Genomic DNA, 16,963 nt, shown 5'->3' with positions numbered 1-16,963 from the left:
TTCATGTTAAATGTAGAAAGGAAGCACAACGTGAATATCGCAGTAATTGATGACTCCATTGATGAGGCGCGTCAGTTGGCCGGTTATATAAACACGTATTTTACGGATGCACATATCTGCCAGCAAACGACAATATTTAACACTGCCGCTGACTTTCTTCATTTATGGCACAGGAATGCATTTGACCTTGTTTTTATAGATATTTTTCTGAAAGGAGAGGCATCCGGAATCCGTGTTGCAGAACGCATCCGCAAGGATGATGACCAATGCGCCCTTATCTTTACCACCAGCAGCACAGATTTTGCCCTGAAGGGGTATGAAGTCCGTGCCCTGGACTACATGGTAAAGCCCCTGCGCTACGGAAAGTTCAGCCAGACCATGGACTATTTCAGATCCGTGTCCCAGAAAAAGCGCAGCCACTATATCGAAGTAAAAGAAAGCCGCATCATGGTCAAGCTGCCCATTGACGATATCCTGTACACGGACTACAGCAACCACTACATCCAGATCCACCTGGAGGATAAGACCGTGAGAACCTATATGAGGTTCCATGACTTTTCTAGTCTGCTGCTGTGTTATCCCCAGTTCATATGCTGTTACAGGAACTGTATCATCAACATGGATAAGGTTTCCGCCCTTGAAAAGACGGAATTTGTGCTCACCACAGGAGAACAGCTTCCCATCACCAGGAATCTGCGGTCCCAGATCCATCAGCAGTATGCAGACTATCAGTTTTCAAAGCTTAATGGAGGTATCTGATGGTTTCTATCGATATTCAGCTGGTCTGTACGATCCTGGCTGAGATTTTATTTGTAATCCTTCCGTTTATCATTACATTCCGCAAAGAATGGAGATTTTCTGCGGCTAAAATTACAGGTATTCTTGCAGGATACCTTTTTTTTGTGTGCCTTTTTACCTTTGCATCCCTTCGTTTTTCCAGGGATCAGATTTATCTTCCCTGGGTCTGCATCACCATGACGGCCAATGTACTGCTGTGCAGATGGCTTTCAAAGGCAGACTGGCAGGTGGTGGTGTACACGCTGTTTCTGTTTAAAAACTTCGCTGATATTGCTGTCTTTTGCGCCAGCCTGATCTATGCTTCCAGGAACCTTCCCAAAGGAAATCTCCACATCGCCAACGCAGAACTGGCTTACCGCCTGCTGCTGCTCTTTGTCATGGTCAGCAGCGCCTACTATCTGCTCCACTGTTATCTGCTGGAAGCCGTGGATTACACGCGCCCCCTGCCGGTGTGGAAGCATCTGGTCTCCATTCCCGTGCTGTTCTTTATCGTATATCACTTTGATACAGGAAGTGTTCCCGCCCAGCTATTCCTGGCCAGACATCCCAATGCCGCCTTCTCTGTTATGGGCTGGGCCGTATGTATTTACGCGGTGCATTACGTAACCCTGAGAATCCTTTCCAGACTGGCCCAAAGCTATGCCATCAAGGAACAGTACCGGACCACCAGGCTCCTGGCCAGCGTTCAGACCTCCCAAATGGCGACCCTTCAGTACAACCTGGACCAGCTTAAGAAAGTGCGCCATGATTACCGCCACCACCTTATCACTCTCAAGGGACTCCTGGAGGAAGAAAAGGCAGATCAGGCCCTGGAATATATCAACGAATATTTGGGAAGCTTTGAAGCCCTTTCCATGGTGCAATACTGCTCCAACGTATCCTCCAACGCCCTTCTCAATTACTACATCAAGCTGGCGCAGGATCAGGGAATCGATGTGGAGACCTCCATTTCGCTTCCGCCCTCCCTACCCGTTCCCGAGATCGATTTCTGCACCATTCTTGGAAACCTGCTCTCCAATGCGGTGGAGTCCTGTATGCGCCAGACCTGCGGCCCTGCCTCCATTGCCATCAATATCGGACAGGCCGGCAAATCCATGATCGCCCTGTCCGTACGCAATACCTACACCCATGTCATATGCCTGAAGGACGGACGTTTCATGTCCTCCAAAAGGGATGATCTGGGCACCGGCACATCATCGGTGCGCTACCTGGTGGACCGGTATCACGGAATCCTTAAATTCACCTACGAGGAAGGCATCTTTGAAGCATCCCTGCTTTTAAATCCGCTTATGAAGTAACTATAAGGCGCAGGTAACCAGTTCCCGCCCAAAGACAAAAACCGGCTGCAGGCATCTGTCTGCAACCGGTCTTATAACATACGATTATTCTTCTACCTGCTGTGCTACCGCATCAATATCCACGTCAGCTACATCCAGATCCTGTGTTGCAGGAGCCATCATAGCCTTGATGCTCAGGCTGATCTTGTGGTCTGCTTCGTTGAAGTCTACCACTCTTGCTTCAATCTCTTCACCGATCCTCAATACGTCTGCTGGCTTCTCAACATGTTCTCTGGAAATCTGGGAAACATGAAGAAGAGCATCTACGCCCGGCTCCAACTCAACAAATGCGCCGAAATCCGTCATACGCGCCACACGGCCTACTACAACATTACCAACAGCATACTTCTCTGCTGCCTGTACCCATGGATTCGCCTCAGGGAACTTAAGACTCAGGGCAATCTTCTCACCCTGGATATCCTTGATCAGGACCCTCACCTGGTCTCCGGCCTTGAATACCTTCTTAGGGTTCTCAACACGGCCCCAGCTCATCTCAGAAATATGAAGCAGTCCATCCGCTCCGCCCAGGTCAATGAATGCACCGAAATCTGTCACATTCTTAACAGTTCCTTCCACTGCATCACCAATCTGGATTCTGGAGAACAGTTCTTCTTTCAGCTGTGCCTTCTGTGCAACCAACAGCTGCTTTCTGTCGCCAATGATCCTTCTTCTCTTGGGATTGAACTCTGTAATCACAAATTCAATGTCCTGTCCGGCATACTTGGACAGATCTTTCTCATAGCTGTCAGATACAAGGCTGGCCGGGATAAATACCCTAGCGCCCTCAACCTCAACGCTTAAGCCTCCGTCTAATACCTGTGCTACCTTTGCGGTCAGAACCTCCTGGTTCTCAAACGCCTCTTCCAGACGCTTATTGCCTCTGTCAGCCGCCATACGCTTATAGGATAAAGAAACCATGCCCACGCCGTCATTCAGCTTAATGACTTTGGCTTCCATCTCCTCACCAATCTGTACTTTGGTGGTCAAATCTACATTATTGTCGTTGCTGTATTCATCACGGGTAATAACGCCTTCCGACTTATTCCCTGCAATACTCAGAATAATCTCATCTTTGCTGACTTCGATGACCTGACCGGTAACTATCTCTCCTGTACGTATTGGTTTGGTTGATTCTTCCTCTTCCTTTAATAACTCTGCAAAACTCTGCTCTGCCATTCTGGTATGAACCTCCTCAATAATCTTTTTTGGGGTGGATGCCCCAGCTGTAATACCTACGCTGCGCACAGAAGATACACTGTCAGGATCTAAATCGCCGAGTGTCTGAATGTAACATGTGTTTTTACATTCCTTGAGGCATATTTCATATAGCTTCTGGGTGTTAGAAGAATGCCTGCCACCTATAACAATCATGGCCTCCACCTGTGAAGCAATCCTCGCTGCCTCCACTTGTCTTTCCTGTGTTGCATTGCAAATCGTATTTAAAACACTACTATCATAACCCTTTTTTGAAAATTTTTCAACTAATTCTTTAAATTTGTTGTAATTAAATGTCGTTTGGGACACGATACACAGCTTCTGACCCTTAAGAAGAGAAAATTTATCAACCCCTTCCCCGTCTTCTATGACCGTGGTGTACTCATTTCCCCAGCCCCTGATTCCTTCCACTTCGGGATGGTCCGGGCTTCCGATGATCACCACCGCATCCCCTGCCTGGGAATGTTCCGACACGATGCGGTGAATTTTCTTCACAAAGGGGCAGGTGGCATCCACAATCGCCACCTGGCGCTGGCCGAGGATGTCATATATGTGACGGCTGACTCCATGGGAACGGATGATGACCGTCCCCTCTCCCCTGGGCAGGGACAATAGATCCGCCTCTGTCTCCAGCACCCGGACGCCCTTGCTCTCCAGGTCCTTTACCACTTCCTCGTTGTGGATAATGGGTCCATAGGTATAAATAGGCCCCTTTGCCCGCCCATCCTTCACTGCCTGGATCTGCTGGTACACCTGATCCACGGCGCGCTCCACGCCGAAACAGAAGCCGGCGCTTTTAGCCACCACCACTTCCCGCTCCATGGTCACACCTCCAGCCCATGTTCACGGGCAATGGCAATGATGGCATCCGCCACCTGGCTGATGGTCATGAGGGAACTGTCAAGGAGCACGGCGTCCTCTGCCTGCTTTAGGGGTGAATGTTCCCTGTTCATATCCCTGTGATCCCGCTCTTTTATATCCTCTGCAATGGACTCCAGGTCGCACTCCACACCCTTTTCCACCAATTCCCCGTACCGCCTCTTTGCCCTTACATCCACCGAAGCTGTGAGGTAGATCTTGGCAGGCGCATCGGGAAGCACACAGGTTCCGATATCCCGGCCGTCCATAATAACATTTGTTTTTCGCGCCAGCTCCTGCTGAAGTTCCACCAGCTTTTCCCGGACAGGCATGTAAACAGAGGTGGCTGAGGCCATGCTGCCAACCTCCTCGGTGCGGATCAGGTCTGAGACATTTTCCCGGTTCAGGATCACCTGCTGAGCGCCGTCCTCGTACCGGATCGTCACGTCCACATCACGGCATGCCTCTGCAATGGATGCTTCATCCGCGGGATCAATGCCTTTTCTCAGAAAATGGAGGGCCATGGTGCGGTACATGGCGCCCGTGTCCACGTACACAAATCCCAGCTTCTTTGCCACCAATTTGGCAATGGTACTTTTGCCCGCTCCCGCCGGACCGTCAATTGCTATGTTAAAATGCTTCATGCTTTCATTACTCTCCTGTCTTATAATGAGTTTTCAAACGTCCTCCGGCGCCTTGGCCGGACTGGCCCTAAGCCAGGGCCGCGCCCCTGCCTGCCGCCCATCCCGTGGACCATGCGATCTGCAGGTTGAACCCTCCGGTAACCGCATCCAGATCCAGTATTTCTCCTGCAAAATACAGTCCCCGCACCCGCTTGGATTCCATGGTGGAGGGATTTATGTCCCGGACAGAGATGCCTCCCTGGGTGATGATCGCTTCCTTGTAGTCCCTTAAACCGGTCAGGGTGAAGGTGAGCCCCTTGGTCACCTTCACAAGCCTGGCCCGTTCTTCCCTGGTCACCTCATTGACCTTCTTATCCGGATCAATGCCGCTGCGCGCAATGATCACGGGGATCAGTTTGGAGGGATACAGATGGGACAGGGAATTGCGGAACTGTTTATTCATGCTTTCCGTAAAGTCCCGCAGGATCCTGTCATCCAGCTGCTCCGTGGACAATGCAGGCTTTAAGTCAATGACCAGATCCAGGGGCTGCTTCCTGATTGCCTTTGCCCCAAAGGAGCTGGCGCTTAAAAGCAGGGGGCCGCTGACTCCGAAATGGGTAAACAGCATTTCCCCAAAATCCCGGAACAGCTCCTTTTTACCAGCTGATATCCATGCCTCCACGTTCTTCAGGGCCAATCCCTGAAGTTCCTTTACAGTATCCGCTTCCTTTACCTCAAAGGCCGCCAGCGCAGGGGACAGGTCCGTTATCTTGTGCCCGCTTTCCCTGGCCCACTCATAGCCGTCACCGGTGGAACCCGTGGTGGGGTAGGACAAGCCTCCTGTGGTCACGATCACGCCCTCCCCGCTGTGAATGCGGCCGCCCACACGGACTCCCACACAAACACCGTCCTCTATCACCAGGCCCTCCACCCTTTGCTGAAGGTGGATCCGGACCTCCTCCCTTTTAAGGATCGAGGTCAGGGCAGCTATTACGTCAGACGACTTGTCCGACTGAGGGAACACACGGTTCCCCCGCTCCACCTTGAGCCTAAGCCCCGCCTGCTCCAGCAGGTTCATCATATCCTGGTTGGTAAAGCCGTAAAAACTGCTGTACAGGAACTTGGAGTTGCTCACCACCGATGCCAGAAGCTCCTCCATATCGCACGCATTGGTTATGTTGCAGCGGCCCTTGCCTGTGATGAATAATTTTTTTCCAAGTTTCTCATTTTTTTCATAAAGGTGCACCTTGGCGCCTTCCTTTGCGGCGGCAATAGCAGCCATCATCCCGGCTGCCCCGCCTCCCACTACGATTATCTCTTTTGTGTCACTCATCTGCTCTCTTTTACTTTCTTGATTTTCTTTTCCAGGGCATCCACCACTGTCTGAAGCACCTTTACCCTGGCATAGTGCTTGTCATTTCCTTCCACCACGATCCAGGGCGCATAGGTGGTGGAGGTGCGGACCAGCATCTCATTGACCGCATCCTCGTACTGGTCCCACTTTTCCCGGTTGCGCCAGTCCTCATCCGTGATCTTCCACTGCTTTAAGGGGTCTGCCTGACGTTCCTTGAACCTGCGCTCCTGCTCGTCCTTGTCGATATGGAGCCAGAACTTAAGCACCACCGCGCCTGCATTGGCCATGTGGGATTCCATCTCGTTGATCTCCTGGTAGGCCCGCTTCCACTGGGTCTCTGTGCAGAACCCCTCAATACGCTCCACCATGACCCGTCCGTACCATGTGCGGTCAAAAATGGCAATATGGCCGGCCTTTGGCACATTGTTCCAGAAACGCCACAGATAGTGATGGACCTTCTCTATGTCATTGGGCGCTGCCGTGGGATTCACCCGGTATCCCCGTGGATCCAGCTGACTTGTCAGACGTTTGATGGCGCCGCCCTTGCCGCCGGCATCCCAGCCCTCAAATCCGATGACCACGGGGATCCGAAGCCGGTAAAGTTCACTGTGAAGCTGGGCAAGCCGTTTCTGCAGCTTTTTCATCCGCTCCTTATACTCATCCTCCGTCAGGCTTTTAGACAGGTCAATGCCTGAGAGGACTCCGTTTTTAAAGCGGTCCCTGGTTGTCTTTAAAGGAGTTTTCTCCGCCGGCTTCTCCCCGGCAGCCTTTCTCTCCTCCAGCTCGCTTTCCAGACGGTCCATGACGGCTGTCACGATCTTCAGCGCAGCGTAGTCTCTATCCACTGCCTCGATAATACTCCATGGCGCATAATCCGTATCCGTGTTCTCCAGCATCTCCTCATTCATGGTGAGATACCGTTCAAACTCCTTGTTCCTCTCCCAGTCCTCCCTGGTGACCCTCCATGCAGTCTCCTTAGACCCGTCCAGCTTTTTAAACCGTTTTTTCTGCTCCTCTTTGTCAATGTACAGGAAAAACTTTATTATGACCGTGCCGTCATCGCTCAGCTGCTTTTCAAAGGACAGTATGTCCTGATATGCGTCAGGCAGCTTATCCTCGGGCGTCAGCCCGTCAAAGCGGTCCACCTGCACGCTGCGGTACCAGCTTCTGTCAAAAATAGCGATCCTTCCCCTGGCCGGCGTCTTGGTCCAATAGCGCCACAGGAAAGGGCGCATCTGCTCATCCTCAGTGGGCCTGTCACATGCGTACACGTCAAATCCCCTGGGATCCAGGGCCTGGATCAGCCGGTTGATCTGAACCCCTTTGCCTGCAGCCCCCATTCCCTCAAACACAATGATCACGGGAATCCCGGCAGCTTTGCACTCCCGCTGCAGCAGTCCCAGTCTCTGAGAGGCCTCATCCATTACCTTGCGGTATGATTTCTTATCTACGGTTTTATTCAAATCAATTTTTTCCAACATATGCAGATCCTCCTTGTTCTCAGGCACATGATGACAGACAACCTCTTATTATTTTATCCAGTATACCATATTTTTTACTATTAGAAAATAAATAATGACAAGGGGATGGATTTTCCAACATATTCCTGAAAAAATGGCACGGTGCTTTACCGTGCCACTCTTTTGTTGCATATTTAAGTTATTGACCCGATCCCGGATCCTTTGTTCTTTCTCACAGTTCTGTGATCACAAAAATGTCGTAGATCGCACGGATCGCTGTCTCAAAGTCATCATTCTTCACCCCGATGATAATATTCCACTCACTGGAACCCTGATCGATCATCTTAATATTCACCCTGGCATGGGCAAGGGCGGAAAATACCCTTCCCGCAGTGCCCCGGTTTGACCTCATGCCCCGGCCTACAACTGCGATCAGTGCCAGGTCCGACTCCAGCTCCACGGTATCCGGCTCCACAGCCCTGTGTATCCCGGCGATCACAGACTGCTCATATTCCTCAAATTCAGACTGGTGCACATAGACCGTCATGGTATCAATGCCAGAGGGCATGTGCTCAAAGGAAATGCCGTACTGCTCAAATACGCTTAACACCTTGCGGCCAAAGCCCACCTCGGCGTTCATCATGGCCTTCTCAATGTTGATGGAGCAGAATCCTTTCTTGCCCGCGATCCCTGTTATGGTATGGCGGGGTTTGCGGCAGGTGCTCTCCACGATCAGCGTGCCCTTATCCTCAGGACGGTTGGTATTCCTGATATTGATGGGGATCCCCTCCTTGCGGACCGGGAATATGGCATCTTCATGAAGGACGCTTGCGCCCATGTAGGACAGTTCCCGAAGTTCCTTGTACGTAATGGTCTCGATCACCTCAGGATCATCCACGATCCTTGGGTCTGTCACCAGGACACCGGATACATCCGTCCAGTTCTCATACATATCCGCATGGATCGCCTTGGCCACAATGGAGCCGGTCACGTCAGAGCCGCCCCTGGAAAATGTCTTCACCGTGCCGTCATGTTTGGAACCGTAAAATCCTGGGATCACCGCCCGCTCCACATGCTCCAGGCGCTCAGACAGCTCCCTGTTGGTCAGATCCGCCTCAAAGTTTCCGTTATCGTCAAAAAAGATCACTTCGGCTGCGTCAATGAATTCATATCCCAGGTAATTGGCGGTCACAATACCGTTCAGGTACTCTCCTCTGGAAGCGGCGTAATCCCTTCCCGCCTTTGCCAGGAAATTCTCCTCAATCCTCTCGAATTCGTGGTCCAGGTTCAGGTTTAAGTTGAGGCCGTCAATGATATCCAGGTATCTGCTTTTGATCTTCTCCAGGATCTTCTTGTAGGACCTGCCTTCCACTACAGCGTCATAGCAGGCATACAGCATATCCGTAACCTTCTCATCCTTGTCACTGCGTTTGCCCGGCGCGGAAGGAACCACGTATCTTCTGGACTTATCAGCTTTTATGATATCCGCCACTTTCTTGAACTGTCTCGCACTGGCCAATGAGCTTCCGCCGAACTTCACCACTTTTTTCATCTTATCCGTCTCCCTTGCTTCTAACTTTGCACTGCTTATATCTTAACAAATCAACTGCTTTTATACTCTATGGCGTTACAAGTGCAAATGATACCTTACTTTAGCAAGTATGTCAATAGGTTTAGACGAAAAAATTTGCGTACAGAGGACATATGTTTTTACACCGCGGACTGTTTTGCAGAAAATCCAGGTTTATTTCTTTTGTTTTTGTGCATTACAGCAAATGGACCGCTACCACCAGCCCGGCAAACACAATGGACACCATGGAGGTCAGCTTGATCAGGATATTGATGGATGGCCCTGAAGTGTCCTTAAAGGGATCGCCCACCGTATCTCCGATCACCGCCGCCTTGTGTTCAGGACTGCCCTTTCCTCCGTGGGCACCGCCTTCAATATACTTCTTTGCATTATCCCAGGCACCGCCTGCATTGGACATCATTACGGCCAGCACAAAACCGGTCACCGTGTTGCCGGCCAAAAGTCCCGCAACGCCCTGGGGCCCCAGAAGAAGTCCCACGGTCACAGGAACAGCCACTGCAACCATGGCCGGGGCGATCATAAGCCTTTGGGCGGACTTGGTACACATATCCACACAGGCGCTGTAATCCGGCTCCGCCTTTCCCTCCATCAGCCCTGCGATCTCCTTAAACTGACGCCGTACCTCCACCACAATGGACTGGGCCGCCTCCCCCACCGCATCCATGGTAAGGGCTGCAAAAAGGAACGGAAGCATTCCGCCGATAAAGAGCCCGATGAGCACCGTGGGATTAGTGATGGATAGATCCAGGGACAGATCCGGCGCGATCTGCCGTACCTTGTCAATGTAGGAAGCGATCAGAGCAAGGGCTGTCAGTGCCGCCGAACCAATGGCAAATCCCTTTCCCGTGGCAGCCGTGGTATTGCCCAGGGAATCCAGGGCGTCCGTCTTATGTCTGACCTCAGGGGGCATATGGGTCATCTCGGCGATTCCCCCCGCATTGTCCGCAACCGGTCCGTAGGCATCGGTTGCAAGGGTAATTCCCAGAGTGGAAAGCATTCCCACTGCCGACACCCCCACGCCGTAAAGCCCCGCATTAAAATCCCCCTGTCCGCCTGCGCAGTAATAACTCACCAGCACGGAAACACCCACAATGATGACAGGAGCCACTGTGGACATCATGCCCAGGGAAAGTCCGCTTATGATCACGGTAGCGCCTCCCGTCTCGCTGGATCCTGCCAGTTTTCTGGTAGGTGAATAGGAATCCGATGTATAATATTCCGTAATTGCCCCGATGGCCACTCCGGCCAGAAGACCGGACAGGATGGCTGCATATATCCCCATGTGTCCGGGAAGCAGCACACGGATGGCAAAAAATGCCGCAGCCACCACTAAAAACGCGCTGATATAGGTTCCTGTCCTCAGTGCCTGAAGAAGATTCTTCTGGGAAGCATCCTCCTTTGTGTTCACAAAAAAGGTCCCGATAATGGATGCCACCACCCCCAGCGCAGCCAGCATCATGGGCACAGCCACGCCCCTGACGCCATACCCTGCCGCCACTGCCAGGGCTGATGTGGATACAATGGAGCCCACGTAGGATTCGTACAGATCCGCGCCCATACCGGCCACATCCCCCACATTGTCCCCCACATTGTCGGCGATCACTGCCGGGTTCCTGGGGTCATCCTCCGGGATTCCGGCTTCCACCTTTCCAACCAGATCCGCCCCCACATCAGCGGCCTTTGTGAAAATCCCTCCCCCAACCCTTGCAAACAGGGCCATGCTGGAGGCGCCCATGCCGAATGTAAGCATGTTGGCTGTGATCTGTGCGATCCGCTCCCCCTCAGGCAGACTGCCAAAGGCCGTGTTCAGGATAAAATACCACACAGTCAGGTCAAAAAGTCCCAGTCCAACCACGGTAAATCCCATGACCGATCCTGCGGAAAACGCCACTCTAAGCCCCTTGTTCAGGCTTTCAGAAGCTCCCTGGGCCGTACGGCAGTTGGCCATGGTGGCCGTCCTCATGCCGATAAAGCCGGACAGGCCGGAGAAAAATCCCCCTGTCAAAAAAGCAAAGGGTGTAAAAAAACTCAAAAAGCCGCAGAATGCCATCACAACCAGGATCGCAAAAACCACGGCAAAAAATATCCCCACGCCCTTGTACTGGCGCCTTAAATAAGCATTTGCCCCTTTCTGGACCGAACCGGAGATGCGCTGCATCTCCGGGCTGCCCCCGGGCTGCCTCTTTACCCTGACAAACATGCAGGCTGCAAAGACCAGCGCTGCCAGTGAACCAATTGCCACGAAATACATAGCATACATAACACCCCTTCTTTCTGAATATGCAACAGATACTTCCCGGTCAGATTCAATCGGGGACCATGATCAAGTTCAACTCCTTTATTTGTTCATTTACTTCTGTTCATTTACTTCCATTCAAACTTCTGTCCGTTTACTTCCATTCAAACTTCTGTCCGTTTACTTCAACGCTTCCATCTGTTCATTCACCGACTCCTCGCAGGAACGCATGGCTAAAATGGCCTTTTCCATCAGTTCCTCCAAACTCCATCCCAGGCTTTCAGCTCCGCTTTTGATCACATCCCTGGAACAACCGGCCGCAAACCGTTTATCCTTAAATTTCTTCTTCAGGCTGGACACCTCCATATCCATCACACTTCCCGATGGACGCATCCTGGCCGCTGCGCCGATCAAGCCAGTGAGTTCATCCACCGCATACAGGATCTTCTCCATCTGGTGCTCCGGCTTGATATCCACCATGATCCCGTATCCATGGCTGCATACCGCACGGATGAGTTCCTCCTCTGCCCCCGCCTGTCTCAGCAGTTCCGGTGCCTTGATGCAGTGCTCCTGGGGATACATCTCAAAATCCACGTCATGGAGCAGCCCCACAAGTCCCCAAAAATCCTCCTCGTCCTCAAAGCCCTGATCCTTTGCAAACCATCTCATGGCTCCCTCCACGGTCAGCGCGTGAAGGATGTGGAACGGCTCTGTATTATATTTTTTAAGAGTCTCCAAAGCCTGATCTCTTGTAAGTTTTGTGTCCATGTCAATTATCCCCTTTCATTCCGCCATGGGACCACAGCGGTATATGTAATATTTATGATGTTAATTTCAGTATAGCACCCAGGCGGAAAAAATCAAGTATGCCTGCAATTTCAGCCGGAAGTTGACGAAACCGCCCACCATTATGTATACTGATAAAAAACCGCCCTATATTGGCGGATATTGCAGGATTGGCTGCAGACAGGGAGGTATTACATGATATACCGGTTAGCGACACAAAGGGACCTGCCCAGGCTCCTCCATATGGTGGATCAGGCAAAAGCATCATTCAGGGCCAGGGGCATTGATCAGTGGCAGAAAGGCGATCCGGACGGACCGGGGCTTGCTGCCGCCATTGAACAGAAGACCATCCATGTTTTGGAACAGGAAGGACAGGCCGTGGGCATGATCACAGTGGTCCCCGGGCCGGAAGCCAGCTATGCACAGATTGACGGCGCCTGGTTAAACCAAGAGCCCTATGCTGCCTTTCACAGGGTCTGCGTGGAGGAATCATGCAAGGGCCGGGGCATTGCGGCACAGCTGTTTGGCCGGTCTGAGGACCTGGCGCGGCATATGGGCTTAACCAACATCCGCATCGACACCCATCCGGACAACCGTTCCATGCAGCGGGCGCTTGCCAAAAGCGGATACACGCTCTGCGGCAGCCTCACCCTCACGGAGGGCACGGAAAAAGGCGACCCCAGGCTGGCCTATCACAAGGTGCTGTAAAAGGCCGGTCCGGGCCTTGCCATTGGTCCGATGTTTACCAATCAGCCCAGCAAAAGCAGGCCATGAATATCCCGCCGGTCCCATTGAGGGAACCGGCAGGAAAACACAGCCTGCTTTTTTGTGCTTTTTTCACAGGGTACTTGTTTACAGCTGGAAATATTGAACCCCGCTTTCAAATATCTTCATATCCTGCTCTCCGTAAATGTTCATGGCAACTGCCTCTCCCCGTCTCTCGGAGTGGGCCATCTTGCCCAGGATACGCCCGTCAGGGCTGGTGATGCCTTCTATGGCCATATAGGAGCCGTTGGGGTTCCAATACTCGTCCATGGTCACATTGCCCTTGTCGTCCACATACTGGGTGGCCACCTGTCCGTTGGCGATCAGCCTGTGAAGCCATGCATCATTTGCCACAAACCTGCCTTCGCCGTGGGATGCAGGATTGCAGTACACGCCGCCCAGCCGGGCGCCGGCCAGCCATGGGGACTTGTCGGTCACCACCTTGGTGTATACCATCTTGGAGATATGGCGTCCGATCGTATTCATGGCAAGGGTCGGTGAATCCGGTCCCTGCTCCACGATCATTCCCTCCGGAACCAATCCCAGCTTGATCAGCGCCTGGAAACCGTTGCAGATGCCAAGCATCAGGCCGTCCCGCTCATTTAACAGCTTCTCTATCTCTTCCTTCATCACCTCATTGCGGAAAACAGTGGCAAAGAATTTGGCTGAGCCTTCCGGCTCGTCACCTGCGGAAAAGCCGCCCGGGAACATGACGATCTGCGCCTTGGCCATGGCCTTTCTGTATTCATCCACGGACTGCCTGATATCCTCAGGGCTTACGTTCCTGAACACTTTGGTGATCACCGCTGCCCCCGCCCGCTCAAATGCTTTGGCGCTGTCATACTCACAGTTGGTTCCCGGAAACACTGGAATGAACACGGTGGGACGGCCGATCTTGTGGTCGCAGATATACACCGCATCTGTATGGTAAAGCTTTTCCTCTATGACAGCTTTGTCACCCATTTCCGCCTTGCCGGTCACTGTTGGGAACACATCCTCCAGGGTGCCTGTCCATGCCTTCAGCGCCTCATCCATGGAAATTGACGTACTTCCGTACTCCAATACGCCGCTTTCAGTCACCTCACCGATCACCGTATAGGATATAGAAAGTTCTCCCACTTTCCCGTCCGCTGCCTCGCACACAATATTTCCCCAGCCTGCTCCAAAGAAATCCCTTGGATCCAGGCTGTGCTCTATCTTCACACCCAGCTTATTGCCGAACGCCATCTTGCTCACTGCCTCTGCAAGGCCGTTTCCTTCCACCGCATAAGCGGAAATGATCCTGCCCGCCTTTATATCTTCAAACAGTTTTCCGTACCCCTCCATCACCTGTTCATAATCCGGAAGGTCATATTGGTCTTTTGCGATCCTGAACTCCACGATCTTGCTGCCCGGCTTCTTAAACTCGGGAGTGATGATGTGCTTGCTGCTGCTCACATCCACTGCAAATGACACCAGGGTGGGCGGTACATTGATCTCTCCATCCTCCGTGTCAAAGGTGCCGGACATACTGTCCTTTCCGCCAATGGACGGAAGGCCGAATCCCATCTGTGCATTGTAAGCGCCTAAAAGGGCTGCAAAGGGCTGGCTCCATCTGGCGGGATCCGCATTCATCCTGCGGAAATATTCCTGGAAGGTAAAACGGATCTTCCTGTAATCTCCCCCGGAAGCCACAATCTTTGCCACGGATGACATCACCGCATATACGGCCCCATGGTACGGGCTCCAGCTGGAAAGGTATGGGTCAAACCCGTAACTCATCATGGTCACGGCATCTGTATGGCCCTTCAGCACAGGAAGCTTGGCCACCATGGACTGTGTCTCTGTCAGCTGATATTTTCCGCCGTAAGGCATGAATACGGAACCGGCTCCAATGGAACCGTCAAAGCGCTCCACCAGGCCCTTTTGTGAACACACATTGAGACCGGACAGCACCTCCAGCCATTTTGCCTTGACATCCCCTGTTTCCCTGCGCTCAAAGGGATTTCCCTCACGGCTTGGCACCTCCAGTGTCACATCCGCCTCCTGATGGGCGCCATTGGTATCCAGGAACCCGCGGCTGATATCCACAATGGTCTTCCCGCGCCAGCTCATGACCAGACGCGGCTCCTCTGTCACCACTGCCACGGTCACTGCCTCCAGGTTCTCCTCTGCTGCGTACTCCAGGAACTGTTCCACATCTGCGGGATCCACCACAACAGCCATGCGCTCCTGTGACTCGGAAATGGCGATCTCCGTGCCGTCCAGGCCGGCATACTTTTTGGGAACCCGGTCCAGATCGATCTTCAGCCCTGCCGCCAGCTCACCAATGGCAACCGACACGCCGCCAGCACCAAAGTCATTGCATTTTTTGATAATGCTGCTAACCTCGGGACGGCGGAACATTCTCTGGATCTTCCGTTCAGTGGGAGCATTTCCTTTCTGCACCTCAGCGCCGCACACCTCAATGGAAGCCGTGGTATGTACCTTGGAGGAACCCGTGGCCCCGCCGATGCCGTCACGGCCCGTACGGCCGCCTAACAGGATGATGATATCCCCCGGATCGGAATTTTCACGGATCACGTCTTTTCTGGGAGCGGCTCCCATCACCGCACCGATCTCCATTCTCTTGGCCACATAGCCCGGATGATAGATCTCCTTTACATATCCGGTGGCCAGACCGATCTGGTTGCCATAGGAGGAATATCCCTGGGCAGCGCTGTTGACGATCTTACGCTGGGGAAGTTTACCCTTAAGCGTTTCGCACAGCGGTCTGGTGGGGTCTGCAGCTCCTGTGACGCGCATGGCCTGGTACACATAGGTGCGGCCTGACAGCGGGTCACGGATGGCACCGCCCAGACAGGTGGCCGCGCCGCCAAAAGGCTCGATCTCCGTGGGATGGTTGTGGGTCTCATTTTTAAAGTTCACCAGCCATTCCTCCGTGATTCCATCGATCTCCACGGGAACAACGATGCTGCAGGCATTGATCTCATCAGAGATCTCCATGTCCTCCAGTTTCCCCTCGCTGCGCAGTTTCTTCATGGCCATGAGGGCCAGGTCCATGAGGCAGACGTATTTGTCATCCCTCCCTTTATAGATCACTTCCCTGTCAGCCAGATACTGCCTGTAGGTATTTTCAATGGGTTCCCTGTAATCCCCATCCGTAAAGCTCACATTCTTAAGTTCTGTGGAAAATGTGGTATGGCGGCAGTGATCAGACCAATAGGTGTCCAGCACACGGATCTCCGTAACGGAGGGATCCCTGCGCTCTTCATTCTTATAGTAGCTCTGTATGTGGAGGAAGTCCTTAAATGTCATGGCCAGGTTCAACGTATCGTAAAGGGCTTTTAATTCCTCCTCCTTAAAGTCCGCTAACCCGTCAAAATACTTTATGTCCTCCGGCACCTCAAACTCAGTTACCAGGGTGGTTGGTTTGTCCTCTCCCGCCTCACGGCTGTCCACCGGATTGATGCAAAAGCTCTTGATAGCGGCTTCCTGGTCATTTGTAAGAGGTGCTGTGATCACATAGGTGACCGCAGACCTGATGACCGGTTCCTCGTCCTCCTTTAAAAGCTTTACGCACTGCTCCGCGGAATCCGCCCTTTGGTCAAACTGGCCCGGCAGGTATTCCACGGAGAAGATCAGGTCCCCCGGATCCTTTGGAAATGTTTCCTCATATACCTCGTCCACCGGAGGCTCTGAGAAAATGGTTACCAGGGCCTTCTCATATATCTCTTCCGACAGGTTTTCAATATCATAACGGATCAAAACGCGTACATTTTTTAAATCGCTGATTCCCAGGTAATTTTCCAGTTCTTCCCTCAGCTCGCCTGCCTTAACTGCATAATCCGGTTTCTTTTCCACAAATATTCGCCTTACGCTCATTTAGCAACCTCCTGCTTGTTTCATGACCTCTTTTATTTATCGCGGCACAAAAAGGGCAGACGCCCTTTTATCTGTC

The 16,963-nt window shown here is 52.4% G+C and carries 11 protein-coding genes; 3 read left to right on the top strand and 8 right to left on the bottom strand.

Features of this window, described 5'->3' with window-relative positions:
* Positions 1 to 30 precede the first annotated feature (30 nt).
* Complete coding sequence (locus tag HMPREF9469_RS16730) at positions 31 to 759, top strand: LytR/AlgR family response regulator transcription factor (RefSeq protein ID WP_007863967.1); 729 nt, start codon at positions 31 to 33, stop codon at positions 757 to 759.
* Positions 759 to 2,096, top strand: coding sequence for a GHKL domain-containing protein (locus HMPREF9469_RS16725; RefSeq protein WP_007863964.1), 1,338 nt, complete (start codon positions 759 to 761; stop codon positions 2,094 to 2,096). Before HMPREF9469_RS16730 ends, HMPREF9469_RS16725 begins: the two co-directional genes overlap by 1 nt.
* Before the next feature lie 84 nt (positions 2,097 to 2,180).
* Here HMPREF9469_RS16725 and HMPREF9469_RS16720 read toward each other — a convergent pair whose 3' ends face one another.
* From HMPREF9469_RS16720 to HMPREF9469_RS16690, 7 genes are all read right to left on the bottom strand, one after another.
* Positions 2,181 to 4,172 carry a bifunctional 4-hydroxy-3-methylbut-2-enyl diphosphate reductase/30S ribosomal protein S1 gene (locus tag HMPREF9469_RS16720; RefSeq protein ID WP_007863962.1) on the bottom strand — a complete coding sequence of 664 codons (1,992 nt, stop codon included), beginning with the start codon at positions 4,170 to 4,172 and terminating at the stop codon, positions 2,181 to 2,183.
* 2 nt (positions 4,173 to 4,174) lie between these two features.
* Positions 4,175 to 4,852, bottom strand: a complete 678-nt coding sequence (gene cmk, locus HMPREF9469_RS16715; RefSeq protein WP_007863961.1) for a (d)CMP kinase — start codon at positions 4,850 to 4,852, stop codon at positions 4,175 to 4,177.
* A 67-nt stretch (positions 4,853 to 4,919) separates the two neighbouring features.
* On the bottom strand, positions 4,920 to 6,164 hold the full coding sequence (locus HMPREF9469_RS16710) for a BaiN/RdsA family NAD(P)/FAD-dependent oxidoreductase (RefSeq protein WP_007863960.1): 1,245 nt from the start codon (positions 6,162 to 6,164) through the stop codon (positions 4,920 to 4,922).
* Complete coding sequence (gene pap, locus HMPREF9469_RS16705; protein WP_007863959.1) at positions 6,161 to 7,666, bottom strand: polyphosphate:AMP phosphotransferase; 1,506 nt, start codon at positions 7,664 to 7,666, stop codon at positions 6,161 to 6,163. Before pap ends, HMPREF9469_RS16710 begins: the two co-directional genes overlap by 4 nt.
* 211 nt (positions 7,667 to 7,877) lie before the next feature.
* Entirely contained in the window at positions 7,878 to 9,197 is a 1,320-nt protein-coding gene (locus tag HMPREF9469_RS16700) for an aspartate kinase (protein ID WP_007863957.1), read from the bottom strand.
* A gap of 214 nt (positions 9,198 to 9,411) precedes the next feature.
* A complete protein-coding gene (locus HMPREF9469_RS16695) occupies positions 9,412 to 11,496 on the bottom strand; it encodes a sodium-translocating pyrophosphatase (protein WP_007863955.1) in 2,085 nt (694 codons plus the stop codon).
* A gap of 156 nt (positions 11,497 to 11,652) precedes the next feature.
* On the bottom strand, positions 11,653 to 12,240 hold the full coding sequence (locus HMPREF9469_RS16690; protein WP_007863953.1) for a hypothetical protein: 588 nt from the start codon (positions 12,238 to 12,240) through the stop codon (positions 11,653 to 11,655).
* Positions 12,241 to 12,453: 213 nt separating this feature from the next.
* On the opposite strand from HMPREF9469_RS16690, the gene HMPREF9469_RS16685 reads away from it, so the two are divergent.
* On the top strand, positions 12,454 to 12,966 hold the full coding sequence (locus tag HMPREF9469_RS16685) for a GNAT family N-acetyltransferase (protein WP_007863951.1): 513 nt from the start codon (positions 12,454 to 12,456) through the stop codon (positions 12,964 to 12,966).
* A 144-nt stretch (positions 12,967 to 13,110) separates the two neighbouring features.
* Here HMPREF9469_RS16685 and HMPREF9469_RS16680 read toward each other — a convergent pair whose 3' ends face one another.
* Entirely contained in the window at positions 13,111 to 16,887 is a 3,777-nt protein-coding gene (locus HMPREF9469_RS16680; RefSeq protein WP_007863949.1) for a phosphoribosylformylglycinamidine synthase, read from the bottom strand.
* Positions 16,888 to 16,963: the final 76 nt, after the last annotated feature.

The sequence above is a fragment of the [Clostridium] citroniae WAL-17108 genome, from assembly GCF_000233455.1.
GTDB classification, from domain to species: domain Bacteria; phylum Bacillota; class Clostridia; order Lachnospirales; family Lachnospiraceae; genus Enterocloster; species Enterocloster citroniae.
Note: the sequence above shows the minus strand (reverse complement) of the source record. Positions and strands in the feature narration are given on the sequence as shown.